Below are 14,418 nucleotides of genomic sequence, written 5' to 3'. Positions count from 1 at the left end.
ACCGCGACCACCGTGACCACAGGGGCGTCGCGGGAGCCGGACCCGTGAAGGAGCCCGTGAAGGAGCCCGTCACCCCGGACGACGGGGCGTCCGCCGGTGCTGTGAGCGGAAACGCCGGCCGAGCCGGCGGTCAGGCTCAAAGGTGAGAGGGCGTCCGCCCCGGTGGACGCCCCCTGGCTGCCAGGATGTCCTCCGGACGCGGGCCAGGGCCGAGGTGTCCTGCCGCGTGGCGAGTTCGATGCGGTGCGTCAGCGGTCTTCTCCGACGATGTCGTCAGCGGACCCCGGTCGTGACCGGGTGGCGGGCGCAGAGCGATCGTGAACCTTCCCGGAGAAGGGACGTACACGTCCGGGAGCCGATGGCCGGACGGGCTTCTCCTGCCCGCTCCGGGCCGGCGCACCGGAGTCCGCGCGCTCGGCCGCACTCCAGGCCGGATCTCCCCCTCAGATCTCGGCGGCCAACTCGGGGAAGACCTTGGCGACCTTGGCCGTCAGGTAGTCGCCGTACGTGCCGGAGAAGGCTCTGAGGTCCTGGCCGTCCCAGCGCGGGCGGTCCTCGCGGCCGGGGACCGACGGGAGGGGCGGGACCTCGTCGTGCCAGCCGGGGTCGAAGAAGAACGGGAACGACAGGCGGTCGCGGCCGGAGGCGTTGCGGACGCGGTGCGGCGTGGAGCGGTAGTGGCCCGCGGTCAGCCTGTCGAGCATGTCGCCGATGTTGCACACGAACGTGCCGGGGATCGGCGGGGCGTCGATCCAGCCGTCGCGGGTACGGACCTGCAGGCCGGCGTTGTCGTCCTGGAGCAGCAGGGTCAGCAGTCCGTAGTCGGTGTGCTCGCCGACGCCCCACTCCTCGGCGGCGCCCGTGCCGGGCGGATAGTGGAAGATCCGGAACAGGATCGTCGGGTCCTTGGTGTACCCGTCGGCGAAGTAGCGCTCGGGCAGGCCGAGGCTCAGCGCGATACCGCCCATCACCCGCTGCGCCGTCGTGGTCATGACGTCGAGGTACGTCAAGACGGCCGCGCGCAACCCGGGGACGTCGGCGTCGGGGAACAGGTTGCGGCCCTTGAGCGGGGTGCCGTCGGGCTCGGCCTCGGCGCCGAAGTAGACGCCCTCCTTCAGGTCGGGGCGGCCCGAGGTGAGCTCGCCGCCGACGGGGAAGAAGCCGCGCCAGGCCCGGCCGCCGCGCGCCATCGCGATCTGGAGCTTTCGCTCCTCGGGCAGCGCGAAGAAGCGGCGCGCGGCCGCGTCCAGTTCGCCGATCAGGCTCCCGGGGACGCCGTGGCCGCTGACGTAGAAGAAGCCGCTGTCGACGCACGCGGCCTCGATACGGGCGGGGACGTCGGGGCCCGACAGGTCGACGACCGGCAGTTCTCTCGTCATAGAGGCATTGTGCCGTCTTCGTCCCGTGGGTGTTGGAGCCGCCGGTGGGCGCGGACCCCGGCACATCCGAGCCGCCTTCAAATGCTTTGCCCGCGGCCCGCGCGTGCTGGGATGCTCGGTGAGCCCGAACGGAGAGGAAACCGCGAAATGGCCGTCACCGCCTCCCGCGAGCCGTCCGAGTCCGAGCCGGAGGTCCGCACGAGGGCCGGCGTTCTCCGCGGCGGCCGTGAGGCGGGCCTGGCGGTCTTCCGTGGCATCCCGTTCGCCGAGCCGCCGGTCGGTTCCCTCCGTTTCGCCGCGCCGGAGCCGGTGCGCGGCTGGGACGGGGTGCGCCCGGCGGTCGCGTACGGCCCGCCGCCCCCGCAGTCCGGCGTGCTCGGGGCCTCCCGGGACACTGTCGGCGACGACTGGCTGACGGTCAACGTCTGGACACCGGAACCGGATCCGGAAGCAGGACTTCCGGTGATGGTGTGGATCCCCGGAGGCGGTTACGCCATGGGCCACTCCGGCCTCCCGGAGTACGACGCCGGGCACCTGGCCGGGAGCGGGGTCGTGGTCGTGACCCTCAACTACCGTCTCGGTGTCGAGGGGTTCGCGCAGATCGAGGGGGCCCCGGCCGATCGAGGGCTGCTCGACCAGGTCGCGGCCCTGCGGTGGGTGCGGGACGACATCCGGGCGTTCGGCGGCGACCCGGACCGGGTCACGGTCTTCGGCCAGTCGGCGGGCGGCGGATCGGTCGCCGCGCTGCTCGCCATGCCGCGCGCCGCCGGGCTCTTCCACCGGGCGGTAGCGCAGAGCGTGCCGGGGACGTTCTTCTCCCCCGAGCTGGCCGCCGACATCGCCGCCACCCTCGCCGCCGAGCTGGGGGTACGGCCCACGGTGTCCGGCCTGTCGGCGGTGGCCCCGGCCCGGCTGTCGGCCGCGGGCGATGCGATGTCCGCGAGGATGGCCCGGTTCCGGGAGCGCTGGGGGCGGATCACCCACCGGCCGATCCCGTTCGCACCGGTCGTCGACGGTGACGTCCTGCCGACGACCCCGTGGCAGGCGCTGGCCGGTGGCGCCGCCCGGGACGTCGGGCTTCTCGTCGGGCACACCCGTGACGAGCACCGGTTGTTCGGCCTGATCGACGGCGTGCTCGGCCAGGTCACGCACGAGCAGACCGAGACCGCCCTGCGCATGCTCGCCCCCGGCCCGGGCGGCGCGCGCCGGTACCGGGAGGCGTTCCCGGCCGCGACCGACGAGGAGTTGTACGAGCTGGTGAACGCGGACTGGTTGTTCCGCATGCCGAGCCTTCACCTCGCCGACGCGCAGATCGCGGGCGGTGGCCGCGCTCACCTCTACGAGCTGACCTGGCCCGCCCCGGGACTGGGCGGTGTCCTCGGCGCCTGCCACGGCCTGGACGTGCCGCTCGTCTTCGGCAACCTGGGCAGCGGGCAGACCGCCGCGCTGATCGGCGACCCGCCCTCCCCGGAGGCGGAGGAGCTGTCCGCGCGGATGCGCGAGGCGTGGACGGCGTTCGCCGCTCACGGCGACCCGGGCTGGCCTCCGTACGACGCCGGTCACCGCCTCGCGCGGCTCTTCGACACGCCGTCGAGGGTCACCGCCTACCCGGAGGAGACCTCGCGGCTGCTCTGGCAGCACCACGACTTCCCGGCGCTCCCGCTGCTCGCGCGATGACGGTCTTCCGCGCCCGCCCGGCCTCCGGAACGGCCTGGAGGGTCAGGCGGGACGGGCCCGGGTCAGCTCCACCAGCTTGACGACGGTGTTCCAGTTGCGGGTGGTGGCGGTGACGCCGTCGGCGGGCGCGGATCTCGTCAGGGCCTCCGCGAGCCTGGAGCGGCCCAGGCCGTCCGGGGTGTAGAGGTAGAGCGCGCGGTCGCCGAACCGGAACTCCTCGGGGAGGTACGCCGCCGGGTCGAGGGACGCCACGCGGGACGCGGTGACCGGTTCGGAGAAGTACGTGACGTGCAGCTGTCTTCCTTCGAGCGAGGCCGCGGGGAACGGGCAGGCGTCGGCCACCGCCCTCAGATACGCGTGACCACGCACCAGGACGTCGACGCCGAAGCCGAAGCGCTCCTCGACGGCCTGCTCCAGCTGCGCCGCGAGCGCCTGCTCGTCGTCCGAAGTGCTGGTGAAGACGGCATTGCCGGTCTGCAGGTAGGTGCGTACGTCGCCGTGGCCGAGCCCGGTGAGCAGAGCCCTCAGTTCGGCCATCGGGACCTTCTTGTGGCCGCTCACGTTGACGCCCCGAAGAAGCGCCGCGTACGCCTTCGTCGCCATCTCCACACCTTACTGATGATCGACAGTGCCGTGGCGGGCCGCGGAAGGCCGCGGTTTTCGTCCCGGACGGTTCCGGCGGGCGACGACCGCGTCCGGAGAAGGACGTCAGCCACCGATCAGGTCGGCGACGGCGGCGACACCCTCGGAGATGGCGTCGGGGGTCAGGTTCCCGAACCCCAGGACGAGCCGGGGGCGACCGTCCCGGACCCGGTAGGGGGCCATGCCGTACAGGCCGACCCCCCGTTCCAGGGCCGTGCGGGTGACGGAACGCTCGTCGGCTCCGGCGGGCAGCGGGACGACCGCGTGGAACCCGGCGGCGAGGCCGAGGAGTTCCACCCCGGGCGCGTGGTGCGCCAGAGCGCCCACGAGAGCCGCACGGCGGGCCGCGTACCGCTGACGCATCCGGCGCAGGTGCCGGTCGTACTGCCCGTCCCGGACGAGGCTCGCCAGGGCCAGCTGGTCGAAGCCCGGAGAACCCAGATCCGCGAGCCGCTTGTTCCGCGCGACCGCAGCGGACAACCGGGGCGGAGCGATGATCCAGCCCAGCCGCAACGCCGGCGAGAGTGACTTGCTCACCGAGCCCAGCAGTGCGACCCGGTCGGGAGCGAGCCCCTGCAGCGCACCGACCGGCTCCCGGTCGTACCGGAACTCCGCGTCGTAGTCGTCCTCGACGATCGTCGCGTCACGGGAGGCCGCCCAGGTGATCAGGGCCTGCCGCCGGTCGGGCGCGAGGACCACGCCGGTCGGTGACTGGTGCGCGGGCGTGAGGACCACGGCGCGCGCGCCGGTGGCGGCCAGGGCGTCGACGTCCATGCCGTGTTCGTCCACCGGGACGGGGACCACCTCCAGCCCGAGCATGCCCGCGATCGCGCGGTGGTCCGGGTCGCCGGGATCCTCGAAGGCCACGGTCCGTACGTCGCCCAGCGAGCGCAGGACCAGCTGCAGGCCCTGCGTGTAGCCCGCGCTGACGATCGTGTGGGCCGGGTCGGCGGCGGCACCCCTGACCCGCCGCAGGTAGGCGGCGAGGACCTCGCGAAGTACCGGGCTGCCGTGCGGGGGCGAGTAGCCGAGCTCCTCGGCGGAGGCCTCCCGGCAGGCCCGGCGAAGAGCCCGGCTCCACTGCTCGCGGGGGAAGCTCGTCAGGTCGGGGACGCCGGGACGGAAGTCGACGCGGATCGGGGGCGGCGCCGCCGGCCGGGCGGGAGCCGCCGGGGACGCGTGCCCGGTGGCGGCGACCCGGGTACCGGAGCCGGGGCGGGTGACCAGGTAGCCCTCGGCGTGCAGCTGCGCGTAGGTGTCGGTGACCAGGCCGCGCGAGACGCCGAGCGCGCGGGCCAGCGCGCGGGACGAGGGCAGCCGCTCGCCCGCGGTCAACCGGCCGGTGCGGACGCCCTCGCGCAGGGACAGTTCGAGCTGTACGCGCAGCGGCCTGTCCCGGTCCAGCGGGACGAGCAGTTCGGGACCGGAACCGGTCCACTCGACGGGCATCGAACTGGACCTCCTTTCCGGACCGGTCGGATTCTAGGCTCACGGCATGAGCAACGTCGAGGCGCCGCGGCAGCCGATCGTCACCCGCCCGATCGCCATGCTCCTCATCTTCTCCGTCGGCGCCATGTCGGCCTTCTACCTGCTGATGCCCGTCGTCCCGCTGTACGCGGCGGGCATCGGCGCGGGCGACGTCGGCGCTGGCCTGGCCACCGGCTCCCTGATGCTCGGGACGGTGCTCGCCGAGTTCGCGGTCGTGCGGCTGCTGGCCAGGCTCGGTCACCGCACGGTCGTCGGGCTGGGCCTGCTGCTCCTCGGGGTGCCCGCCCTCCTGCTCGCGGCCCATCCACCGCTCGTCGTCGTCCTGGTCGTGTGCCTGTTCAGGGGCGCCGGACTGGGGATCGTGGTCGTGTGCGGTGCCGCGCTGATCGGTGACCTCGTCCCGGCCGAGCGCAGAGGCGAAGGACTGGGCCTGTACGGCCTCGCGGTCGGGGTCCCGTCGATCGCCTGCCTGCCGGCCGGGCTCTGGCTGCAGGAACGGTTCGGCTTCACCCCCGTGTTTCTCCTCGGTGCGGGGCTGGCCCTGCTCGTGCCGGTCACGGTCCTCGGCCTGCCCGCCAGAGGCACGCGGCAGGAACAGCGCGGCGGCGTCCTCGCGGCCCTCCGTGACCCCGGCCTGGCCAGGCCCGCGTACATCTTCGCCACCATCACGATGGCGAGCGGGATCCTGCTGACCTTCCTGCCGCTGGCCGCGGGCTCGGCCGCGACGGCCCTGCTCGTGCAGTCCTGCGCGACCCCCCTGGCCCGCTGGTGCGCGGGCTGGTTCGGGGACAGGTACGACCAGGGCGTCCTGCTCCTGCCGTCGGTCCTGTCGGCCGCCGCCGGCGTCTCCCTGATGGTCCTCGTCCCGCACCAGGGAGCCCTGCTCGCCGGAGCGGCGCTGTTCGGGATCGGCTTCGGCGCGGCCCAGAACGTCACGCTGTCGCTGATGTTCGCGCGGGCCTCCCGCACGAACTTCGGCCAGGTCAGCGTCGTGTGGAACCTCGCCTACGACGCCGGGATCGGGATCGGCGCCCTCGGGTTCGGCCTGCTGGTCCGCCCGCTCGGCTACCCGGCGGCCTTCGCCCTCACGGCCGCCGTCCTGTTCGTCTCGCTCGTCCCCGCCCTCAACGACAGGAAGAAGACCCGATGACCGTCATCATGCAGTCCTCGATCTCGCTGGACGGCTTCAGCGCCGGCCCGCGGATCAGCCGCGACCGTCCGCTGGGGGAGGGCGGCGAGCGCCTCCACACGTGGATGCCGGACGAGCCTGAGCTGACGGCCGCGCTGTCCGCGGAGTCCGGCGCGACGATCATCGGCCGGCGCATGTACGACGTCGGGGTCGACCTGTGGAAGGACGTCCCCTTCCCCGGCCGCTGTTTCGTGCTCACCCACGAGGTCCGCGCGGATCGACGGATGCGGAGCGGCTCGTTCACCTTCGTCGGCGACGGCCCGCGAAGCGCGCTCGACCAGGCCCGGGCCGCCGCCGGGGACAGGCCCGTCGTCGTGCTCGGCGGCGCCGAGGTCTGCCGGCAGTTTCTCAGGGCCGGTCTGATCGACGAGATCCGGCTCCAGCTGGTGCCGGTCCTGTTCGGCGCGGGGACCAGGCTGTTCGACGGCCTGGAACCCCGCCAGGTCGAACTGCGGCCGCTCGACACGGTCACCTCGAGGAACGGGGACGTCGTCCATCTCCGCTACCGGGTCCTCCGGGAGACTTCCTGAAACTCGCGGCGCGTCCGGTGGCGGAGGCGATCGCGATGCGCCACTGGGCCCCGACCTCCCCCTCGGTCACCGTCGGCCACCTCTGAGCGTGCACCGCCGCCCCCTCCCTTCGGTGGTCCGGGGCCGCCGTGCCGTCACGGCCGGAACGTGCGGCGGTAGGCGTCCGGTGGTACGCCGACCGTGCGGTGGAAGTGGCGGCGCAGCGTCGTCGCCGTGCCCATGCCCGCGGCCGAGGCGATGGCCTCGACGCTGTCGTCCGTGGTCTCCAGCAGCTCCTGCGCGTGGCGGATCCGCTGCGTCAGCAGCCACTGCAGCGGGGTCGTGCCGGTGAACGAGTGGAAGTGGCGGGCCAGGTGGCGTGAGCTCATGTTCGCCCGGCGGGCCATGTCCTCCACGGTGATCGGCCGGTCCAGCCGCCGCATCACCCAGGTGAGCAGCTCGGCCAGGGGGTGACCGTCCCGGGCGGGCACCGGTGTGGTGACGAACTGGGCCTGGCCACCGGCCCGGTGGGGCGGCACGACCAGGCGGCGGGCCACCACGTTGGCGATCGCCGAGCCGTGGTCGCGGCGGACCAGGTGCAGGCACAGGTCCATCGCCGCGGCCTTGCCCGCGGACGTGAGCACGCTGCCGTTGTCGACGTAGAGCACGTCCGGGTCGACCTCCACCCGGGGGTGGCGCGCGGCCAGGTCGGCGGTGTGCGCCCAGTGCGTGGTCGCGCGCAGCCCGTCCAGCAGGCCGGCGGCGGCGAGCACGAACGCGCCCGTGCACAGGGAGACCACCCGCGCGCCCGACGCGTGAGCCGCGCGCACCGCCTCGACCAGCTCGGCCGGCGGGTCCTCGTCGACGTCCGCCAGGGCGGGGACGATCACGGTGCCGGCCCGCGCCAGCCGGTCGAGCCCGTGATCCGGCTCCAGCAGGAACCGGCCGATCCGGACGGCGTGCGTGCCGCACACGTCGACGTCGTACCAGGGACCCGGCACGGCGTCCGGGGCGGAGCCGAAGACCTCGTAGGCCAGGGCCAGCTCGAAGTGCAGCATTCCCTCGGTGGCGGCGATCGCGACGGAGCGCGGGACGGGGGCCATGTCGGAAATTGTACGGGACGTGTCATTCCGGACACTGGGCGCCGGTGGGCCGGAAGGACAGGATCGATCCCGTGAAGCACTTCGAGCACGCGGGGGCATGTATGGGATCAGGTCCGATCGTGGCGGTGTTCGGCGCCTACGGGCACACCGGGCGGTTCGTGGTCGCGGAGTCGATCGAGCGCGGGCACGTCCCGCTGCTCCTCGGCCGCGACCGGGAGAAGCTGGCGGCGCTGGCGAAGGCCCGTCCAGGATTCGAGACGCGGCAGGCGTCGGCCGACGACGCGGCCTCGCTCGACCGCGCGCTGGACGGCGCGGCCGCGGTGATCAACTGCGCCGGGCCCTTCGCCTCGACCGCGGCCCCGGTGATCGAGGCTGCGCTGCGCGCCGGCATCCCGTACGTCGACGTGGCGGCCGAGATCGAGGCGAACGCCGACACGTTCGCGCACTTCGCGGAGCGCGCCCGCGCCGCGGGCACCGCGGTGGTCCCGGCGATGGCCTTCTACGGCGGCCTCGGCGACCTGCTGGTCACCACCGCGATGGGCGACCGGACGTCGGCGGACGAGGCGCACATCGCCTACGGCCTGAGCAACTGGCACCCCACCGGCGGAACGCTCGCCGCGGGCGCGGTCTCGGCGCGGCGGCGGGGCGGCCGCCGGGTCCGCTTCACCGGCGGGCGGCTGGAGTACCACGACGACGCCCTGCCGACCCTGGAGTGGCCGTTCCCGGCACCGCTCGGCCCCCGGAGCGTCCTGGGGGAGTTCACCATGGCCGACGTCGTCACCGTTCCCAGCCACCTGGACATCCCGGAGGTGCGCACCTACATGACCGCCGGGGCGGCCGCGGACCTGTCCGCTCCCGGCGCCTCGGCGCCGGCCGCCGTCGACGAGCGCGGCCGCTCCGCGCAGACCTTCGTCGTCGACGTCCTCGTCCGCTCCGGCGACACGGAACGCCGCGTGACCGCCGCCGGTCAGGACATCTACGCCGTCAGCGCGCCGCTCGCGGTGGAGGCCGTCGACCGCATCCTCACCGGCCGGACCAGGACCGCCGGCGTCGCCTCCGCGGGCGCGATCTTCGACGCCCCGGACTTCCTGCGCGCCCTGTCCCCGCACCTCTCGCTGCACCTGCACGGCTGAGCCGTACGTCCCGCCCGGCACGCGCGGCCGGGTGGCAGGGTGGCCGGGCGGGCGCGTCAGCGGGCCGGGGTCCGGGGGCGGTTCCACCACAGGGACACCGACAGGGCCACCGCGACGAGGACACCGCCGCCACCGGCGAAGGCCGCGGAGGTGTCGACCCGCTGCTGGACGACGGTGAAACTGCCGGGCAGGGCGTCCAGGGCGTTCTGGAGCTGGCCGGCGTTCTCGGCACGGTGGTAGGAGCCGCCGGTGGCCTGGGCCATCTGCTTGAGCGCGGGCTCGTCGATGGTGCGGGGGCTGCGGCCCCTGTCGAACCCGCCCCGGCCACCGGAGCCGCCCCAGCGGCCGAAGCCCTGGCCGTCGAACTGCGAGTTCTCGCAGACCATCGGGGCCGGGACCGTGGTGCCGAAACCGATGGGGAAGACACGGACGCGGCGCAGGGCCGCCTCCCGGGCGGCGACCTTCGGGTCGACGCCCTGGGTGTTGGCGCCGTCGGTGAGCACGATGATCGCGGCACCGGCGTAGCCCGTCCCGCTCACGGGGTTCGGGTCCGCCCCGGTGGGGGCGACCGACGGGTCGACCTCCGCGATCGCGTCGATCGAGGTGAGCACGGCCTGCCCGATCGCGGTACCGCGGGACACGGTGAGGCCGTCCAGCGCCTTGACCAGCGCGTCGGTGTCGTCGGTGGGCGGGACGAGCAGGCCCGCGCTGCCCGCGAAGGTGACCAGGCCGATGCGCGGCCCGCCCCGCTGCGACTCGATGAACTCGGCGGCGGCCTTCCGTGCGGCGGTGAGACGGTTGGGGTCGACGTCCGTGGAGCACATGGAGCCGGAGGTGTCGAGCGCGAGCAGGATCGTCACCGACGTCTGCGGTACCGGGACCGACGCCTGTGGCCGCGCGGCCCCGACCCCGAGCAGCGCGAGCCCGGCCAGGAACAGCGCCGTGGGGATCTTCCGCGTCCAGCGCGTACGGCCGGGCAGGGCGCTGCGCACGAGCGCGATCGAGGTGACGCGCACGGCGGCCCGCCTGCGGCGCCGCCGTGCCCACTCGCGGACGGCGAGGATCAGCGGGACGACCAGCAGGGACAGCAGTGCCCACGGCCATGAGAAGGACATTCAGATCACCCGTCCGGACCGGAGCACGGTGAGCGCCGCGCCTGCGGTGAGCAGCGCGAGGGCGAGCCCGGTCAGCCCGCCGGCGAGGGGCAGCGGCTCGTCGGAGACGGTGAGCCGCAGGTCGATCGTGTCGGCGACGCCGTCGAGCCGCGCCGCGTCGGAGGCGGGGTGGTAGGTGCCGCCGGTGGTCTGCGCGATCGAGGTGAGGGTGTCCTCCTCGAGCGAGGTCTGCAGGCGATAGCCGTCGACCTTCACCGTCGTCCCGGCCGTGGTGCCGACCCCGACGGTGTGGACGTGGACGCCCGCCCGCTGGGCCACGGTGGCGGCCTGTTCGATGTCCGCGCCCTGGTTCTGGCCGTCGGAGAACATCACGATCGTCGCGGACGGCCAGTAGCCGATGTCGGGCGCGGTGCCGTCGCGGCCGACGGCCACCTGCCTGCCGGTGATCGCCGACAGGGAGGCCGTGATGGCCGTGCCCAGCGAGGTGCCACCGGTGATCCTCAACCGGTCGATGGCCTTGAGCGCGACCGAGTGGTCGGCGTCGGGCCGCGCGGTGGTGAGCGCGCCCCGCTCGAACGCGACGACCCCGATGTCGACGCTGTCGGGCTGGGCCGCCACGAACGCGCGCGCCGCCCGCTGCGCGGCCGCCAGCCGGGTGGGCGCGACGTCGTCGGCCCCCATGCTGTTGGAGACGTCCATGGCCAGCACGACGGTCCCCGCGGTCCGCGGGACCGGCACCATGGCCGCCGGTCCGGCGACGGCGACCGCGAGCACCGCGACACCGGCGACCGTCAGGCCCACCCCGAGGTACGCCCGGCGGCCGCCCGGCACGGCGACCCCGGCCGCGGCCAGGGCGGCCGTCCGGCGGCGCGCCGAGACGACGGCCGCCCAGGCGAGCGCCGCCGTGACGAGCAGCCCGACGACGAGCAGCAGCGGGGAGGACAGGGTCACGGGACCTCCCTCACCGGTCTCGTGCCCTGCCCGGCGACGTCGGCGACGTCGGCGACGTCGGCGACCTCGGTGACGTCGGCGGCCTCGGCGATGTCGGGGACCTCGGGGACCTCGGGGACCTCGGGGACGTCGGCGGCCTCGACGACGTCGGAGGCTTCGAGGACCCCGGCGGCCCCGGCGTACTCCGTCACCGCGACCGGTCCCGGGTCCGGGCGACGACCTCGACGAGCGCCTCGGCCAGGTCGCGGTCGGTGTCGACGCGGTGGACGGGCACCCCGGCCCGGCGCATGCCCGCATCGAGCCGGGCGTCGCGGGCGTCGACGGCGGCGCGGAAGCGGACCCGCAGCAGCGGGTCGGCGGAGTCGACGACGAGCTGCTCGCCGGTCTCGGCGTCCTCGACCACGATCAGCCCGGCCTCGGGCAGCACGTCGTCGGCCGTGTCCACGATCCGCAGGGCGACCACCTCGTGCCGCCGGGCCAGGCGCTGCAGCGAGCGCTCCCAGTCGCCGTCGCCGATGAAGTCCGACAGCACGACGATGAGCGCGCGGCGGCGCGCGAGCCGTCCGGCCGCGTCCAGCATCTCCGCCAGATCGGTGGTGGTGCCGCGCGGCGTGGAGGTACGGCCGCCGCCTGCCCCGGAGGTGGTGCCGCGTGCCCCGAAGATACGGCCGCGCACCCCCAAGGTGCGGCCACCGCGTGCCCCGGAGCCGTCGGCGCCGCGCGGTGTGGAGGTGCGTTCCAGCTCGGCGCCGATCCGCAGCGCGTGCCGCCGGGAGGTGCCGGGCGGCACGACGCGCGGCGTCCCGGTGTCGAACAGCAGGGCGCCGACGCGGTTGCCGCCCCGGCCGAACAACCGGGCGAGGGCGAGGGCGAGCTCGGCGAGCACGTCGTGCTTGCCACGTCCGGGCCGGCCGGCCGCCATCGACGCCGACCGGTCGAGGACGAGCCACACCGTCAGCTCCCGATCCTCGGTGAACACCCGCAGGTACGGCTCGTCCAGCCGTGCGGTCACGTTCCAGTCGATGTTCCGGGCGTCGTCGCCGTCGCCGTAGGCGCGCAACCCGGTGAAGTCGATCCCGGAGCCGCGGTGCGCGGTGCGGTGGGCGCCCTGGAGCCGGCCGTCGAGCCTGCGGACGACCTTCCACTCCAGGCGGAGCAGGAGCCTCTCGGAGGCGGTGGCCACGGCGCTCAGCGCTTCTGCAGGACGACGTCGGGCACCCGGACGGCCCCGAGCACCCCGGTGACGATCGTGTCGGCGTCGACGTCGTCCGCGAGGGCCTCGTAGGAGAGCACCAGGCGGTGGCGCAGCACGTCGAGCGCGAGCTCGGACAGGTCGTGCGGCAGGACGTAGTCGCGGCCGCGCAGGAACGCCAGCGCCCGGGCGCCCGTGACGAGCGCGATGGACGCCCTCGGGCTGGCCCCGTGGGTGACGTACCGCTCCAGCTCGCCGAGACCGGCCGTCGCCGGGGAGCGCGTCACGGAGACCAGCCGTACCGCGTAGTCGACGATCGCCGGATCGACGTAGACCTGCCGGGCGCGGTCCCGCATCGCGAGCAGGTCCCCGGCCGTCACCATCGGCTGCGGCGGCTCGGGCGGGCGCAGCGCCCGCGTGACGATCGCCTGTTCCTCGGTCTGCGTCGGGTAGTCGACGATCACCTTCATCATGAAACGGTCGACCTGCGCCTCGGGCAGCGGGTAGGTGCCCTCCGACTCGATCGGGTTCTCCGTCGCCATGACCAGGAACGGCTCGGGCACCCGGAACGTCTCGCGGCCGATCGTCACCTGGTGCTCCTGCATCACCTCCAGCAGGGCGCTCTGCACCTTGGCGGGGGCGCGGTTGATCTCGTCGGCCAGCAGCAGGTTCGCGAACACCGGGCCGAGCTCGGTCCTGAACTCCCCGGAGTGCTGGTGGTAGACCCGCGTGCCCACGAGGTCGGCCGGCACCAGGTCGGGGGTGAACTGGACGCGCTGGAAGCTCCCGTCGATCGCGGCGGCCAGCGACCTCACCGCGAGCGTCTTGGCCAGGCCCGGCACGCCCTCGACGAGCAGGTGGCCGTCGGCGACCAGCGCGACGGCCATGCGCTCCAGCAGGACGTCCTGTCCGACGATGGTGCGTTTGACCTCGAAGAGCACGTGTTCGAGCGGATGGGCCGGATCGGGGGACGTGGTCGAGGTCATGTGGTGTTCCTTCTCGTGACGTCGTGACGTCGTGGCGTCGTGGCGCTTCGTCAGATCTGGGGTCCGTCGCCCGGTGGTCCGTCGCCGTCACCACCGCCCAGGGCCGCGCCGATCGGCACCGCGAACGCGATGCCGGCGAACGCCTCGTCGCCTCCGGGGTCGGCGATGGAGACGACGATCCCGATGACCAGGCCGCGGGCGTCCAGCAGGGGGCCGCCGGAGCTGCCCGGGTTCGCGGAGGCGTCGAACTGGATGAGCCCGCTCAGGCCGCGGCCCTTGTCGATGCGGGCGGCGCTCCGGTTCAGGCCGGACACGACGCCGGTGGAGACGCTGTAGGTCAGGCCCAGCGGGTTGCCGATCGCCACGACGGGCGCGCCCACGGCCGCGGCACCACCGAGCGTCGCCGGGACGAGGATCTCCGGCAGCTTCGCGGGCTTGAGGGTCGCGATGTCACGTTTCGGGTCCGACGAGGCGACGACGGCCTTCGCCCGGGTGCCGTCGGCGAACGTCACGGTGACGTCCCCGGCGCCCTTGCCGGAGGTGCCCTTGCCCGACGCGTCCTCGACGACGTGGTGCGCCGTCAGGATGGTCCCGTCCTCGGCCGCGATCACCCCGGTCCCGAGCGACTTCCCGGCCTGGACGACCACCACCGACGGCCCGACCCTCCTGAAGACGTCGGGCACCGTGAGCGCCGCACTGGACGTCGGCGTCGCGCTCGGCACGGGCGCGGCCTCCCGGCCGTCCCCGCCACCGCTCCCCAGCCAGTACGCGAGCAGCGCCACGACGACGAGGACGCCGGCCCCGGCGGCGAACCGCCGGGTCCGTCCGGCCACGGCTCCCCGAGCCTCGGCCGCCTCGGCCCCCTGCGGCGCACGCTCCATCGCCCCATACTCATAGATTTAAGTTGAAAGTGCTACAAACTCCGCCTGGGAACTCCATGAGAACCCACAACCCCGCAAGGCATCCGGACGAGGAAGGGATCCGCGCAGGCTCCCGGCACCCGGTGAAACCCGGCCGAGGGCGTGGTGAAACCGGCGTCGCCGAGGGTGGGGCC

Annotated in this window: 14 protein-coding genes; 4 read left to right on the top strand and 10 right to left on the bottom strand. The window is 74.2% G+C overall.

The features are described from left to right. Positions 1 to 443: 443 nt before the first annotated feature. Positions 444 to 1,379 carry an isopenicillin N synthase family dioxygenase gene (locus ABD832_RS10155; RefSeq protein WP_344891735.1) on the bottom strand — a complete coding sequence of 312 codons (936 nt, stop codon included), beginning with the start codon at positions 1,377 to 1,379 and terminating at the stop codon, positions 444 to 446. Positions 1,380 to 1,526: 147 nt separating this feature from the next. On the opposite strand from ABD832_RS10155, the gene ABD832_RS10150 reads away from it, so the two are divergent. After that, the gene (locus ABD832_RS10150) at positions 1,527 to 3,056 is read left to right on the top strand and encodes a carboxylesterase/lipase family protein (RefSeq protein ID WP_344891732.1); all 1,530 of its coding nucleotides are present in this window, start codon (positions 1,527 to 1,529) and stop codon (positions 3,054 to 3,056) included. 42 nt (positions 3,057 to 3,098) lie between these two features. On the opposite strand, the gene ABD832_RS10145 is transcribed toward ABD832_RS10150, so the two are convergent. Continuing rightward, a complete protein-coding gene (locus ABD832_RS10145) occupies positions 3,099 to 3,659 on the bottom strand; it encodes a DUF1697 domain-containing protein (RefSeq protein WP_344891729.1) in 561 nt (186 codons plus the stop codon). 105 nt (positions 3,660 to 3,764) lie between these two features. Next, on the bottom strand, positions 3,765 to 5,147 hold the full coding sequence (pdxR, locus tag ABD832_RS10140) for a MocR-like pyridoxine biosynthesis transcription factor PdxR (RefSeq protein ID WP_344891726.1): 1,383 nt from the start codon (positions 5,145 to 5,147) through the stop codon (positions 3,765 to 3,767). 46 nt (positions 5,148 to 5,193) lie between these two features. On the opposite strand from pdxR, the gene ABD832_RS10135 reads away from it, so the two are divergent. Then, on the top strand, positions 5,194 to 6,336 hold the full coding sequence (locus ABD832_RS10135) for an MFS transporter (protein ID WP_344891724.1): 1,143 nt from the start codon (positions 5,194 to 5,196) through the stop codon (positions 6,334 to 6,336). Next, positions 6,333 to 6,905: a dihydrofolate reductase family protein gene (locus tag ABD832_RS10130; RefSeq protein ID WP_344891721.1), complete on the top strand. Its 573-nt coding sequence runs from the start codon at positions 6,333 to 6,335 to the stop codon at positions 6,903 to 6,905. Before ABD832_RS10135 ends, ABD832_RS10130 begins: the two co-directional genes overlap by 4 nt. A 134-nt stretch (positions 6,906 to 7,039) precedes the next feature. Here the strand turns inward: ABD832_RS10130 and ABD832_RS10125 are convergent, their stop codons facing one another. Then, entirely contained in the window at positions 7,040 to 7,987 is a 948-nt protein-coding gene (locus ABD832_RS10125; RefSeq protein WP_344891718.1) for a helix-turn-helix domain-containing protein, read from the bottom strand. A gap of 101 nt (positions 7,988 to 8,088) precedes the next feature. Between ABD832_RS10125 and ABD832_RS10120 the strand changes: the two genes are divergently transcribed. Beyond that, on the top strand, positions 8,089 to 9,120 hold the full coding sequence (locus tag ABD832_RS10120; RefSeq protein ID WP_344891715.1) for a saccharopine dehydrogenase family protein: 1,032 nt from the start codon (positions 8,089 to 8,091) through the stop codon (positions 9,118 to 9,120). A 56-nt stretch (positions 9,121 to 9,176) separates the two neighbouring features. On the opposite strand, the gene ABD832_RS10115 is transcribed toward ABD832_RS10120, so the two are convergent. Genes ABD832_RS10115 through ABD832_RS10090 form a run of 6 tightly spaced genes read right to left on the bottom strand, consistent with a single transcriptional unit; the run spans position 9,177 to position 14,245 of the window. Continuing rightward, on the bottom strand, positions 9,177 to 10,235 hold the full coding sequence (locus ABD832_RS10115; protein WP_344891712.1) for a VWA domain-containing protein: 1,059 nt from the start codon (positions 10,233 to 10,235) through the stop codon (positions 9,177 to 9,179). Beyond that, a complete protein-coding gene (locus ABD832_RS10110) occupies positions 10,236 to 11,186 on the bottom strand; it encodes a VWA domain-containing protein (RefSeq protein ID WP_344891709.1) in 951 nt (316 codons plus the stop codon). Then, entirely contained in the window at positions 11,183 to 11,377 is a 195-nt protein-coding gene (locus tag ABD832_RS10105) for a hypothetical protein (protein WP_344891706.1), read from the bottom strand. The genes ABD832_RS10110 and ABD832_RS10105 overlap by 4 nt, the downstream gene beginning before the upstream one ends. Continuing rightward, on the bottom strand, positions 11,374 to 12,369 hold the full coding sequence (locus ABD832_RS10100; protein ID WP_344891703.1) for a DUF58 domain-containing protein: 996 nt from the start codon (positions 12,367 to 12,369) through the stop codon (positions 11,374 to 11,376). Before ABD832_RS10100 ends, ABD832_RS10105 begins: the two co-directional genes overlap by 4 nt. 5 nt (positions 12,370 to 12,374) lie before the next feature. Then, entirely contained in the window at positions 12,375 to 13,364 is a 990-nt protein-coding gene (locus tag ABD832_RS10095; RefSeq protein WP_344891700.1) for an AAA family ATPase, read from the bottom strand. 50 nt (positions 13,365 to 13,414) lie between these two features. Continuing rightward, on the bottom strand, positions 13,415 to 14,245 hold the full coding sequence (locus ABD832_RS10090) for a S1C family serine protease (protein WP_344891697.1): 831 nt from the start codon (positions 14,243 to 14,245) through the stop codon (positions 13,415 to 13,417). Positions 14,246 to 14,418 lie beyond the last annotated feature (173 nt).

It is taken from the genome of Streptosporangium longisporum (assembly GCF_039534895.1).
Classification (GTDB): Bacteria; Actinomycetota; Actinomycetes; order Streptosporangiales; family Streptosporangiaceae; genus Streptosporangium; species Streptosporangium longisporum.
This window is presented reverse-complemented; position numbering and strand designations above follow the sequence as displayed.

Excerpts from the sequence above, each read along its gene's own strand:
- ABD832_RS10155 (WP_344891735.1), bottom strand. The coding sequence starts at position 1,379 with ATGACGAGAGAACTGCCGGTCGTCGACCTGTCGGGCCCCGACGTCCCC.
- ABD832_RS10150 (WP_344891732.1), top strand. The coding sequence starts at position 1,527 with ATGGCCGTCACCGCCTCCCGCGAGCCGTCCGAGTCCGAGCCGGAGGTC.
- ABD832_RS10145 (WP_344891729.1), bottom strand. The coding sequence starts at position 3,659 with ATGGCGACGAAGGCGTACGCGGCGCTTCTTCGGGGCGTCAACGTGAGC.
- pdxR (WP_344891726.1), bottom strand. The coding sequence starts at position 5,147 with ATGCCCGTCGAGTGGACCGGTTCCGGTCCCGAACTGCTCGTCCCGCTG.
- ABD832_RS10135 (WP_344891724.1), top strand. The coding sequence starts at position 5,194 with ATGAGCAACGTCGAGGCGCCGCGGCAGCCGATCGTCACCCGCCCGATC.
- ABD832_RS10130 (WP_344891721.1), top strand. The coding sequence starts at position 6,333 with ATGACCGTCATCATGCAGTCCTCGATCTCGCTGGACGGCTTCAGCGCC.
- ABD832_RS10125 (WP_344891718.1), bottom strand. The coding sequence starts at position 7,987 with ATGGCCCCCGTCCCGCGCTCCGTCGCGATCGCCGCCACCGAGGGAATG.
- ABD832_RS10120 (WP_344891715.1), top strand. The coding sequence starts at position 8,089 with ATGGGATCAGGTCCGATCGTGGCGGTGTTCGGCGCCTACGGGCACACC.
- ABD832_RS10115 (WP_344891712.1), bottom strand. The coding sequence starts at position 10,235 with ATGTCCTTCTCATGGCCGTGGGCACTGCTGTCCCTGCTGGTCGTCCCG.
- ABD832_RS10095 (WP_344891700.1), bottom strand. The coding sequence starts at position 13,364 with ATGACCTCGACCACGTCCCCCGATCCGGCCCATCCGCTCGAACACGTG.
- ABD832_RS10090 (WP_344891697.1), bottom strand. The coding sequence starts at position 14,245 with ATGGAGCGTGCGCCGCAGGGGGCCGAGGCGGCCGAGGCTCGGGGAGCC.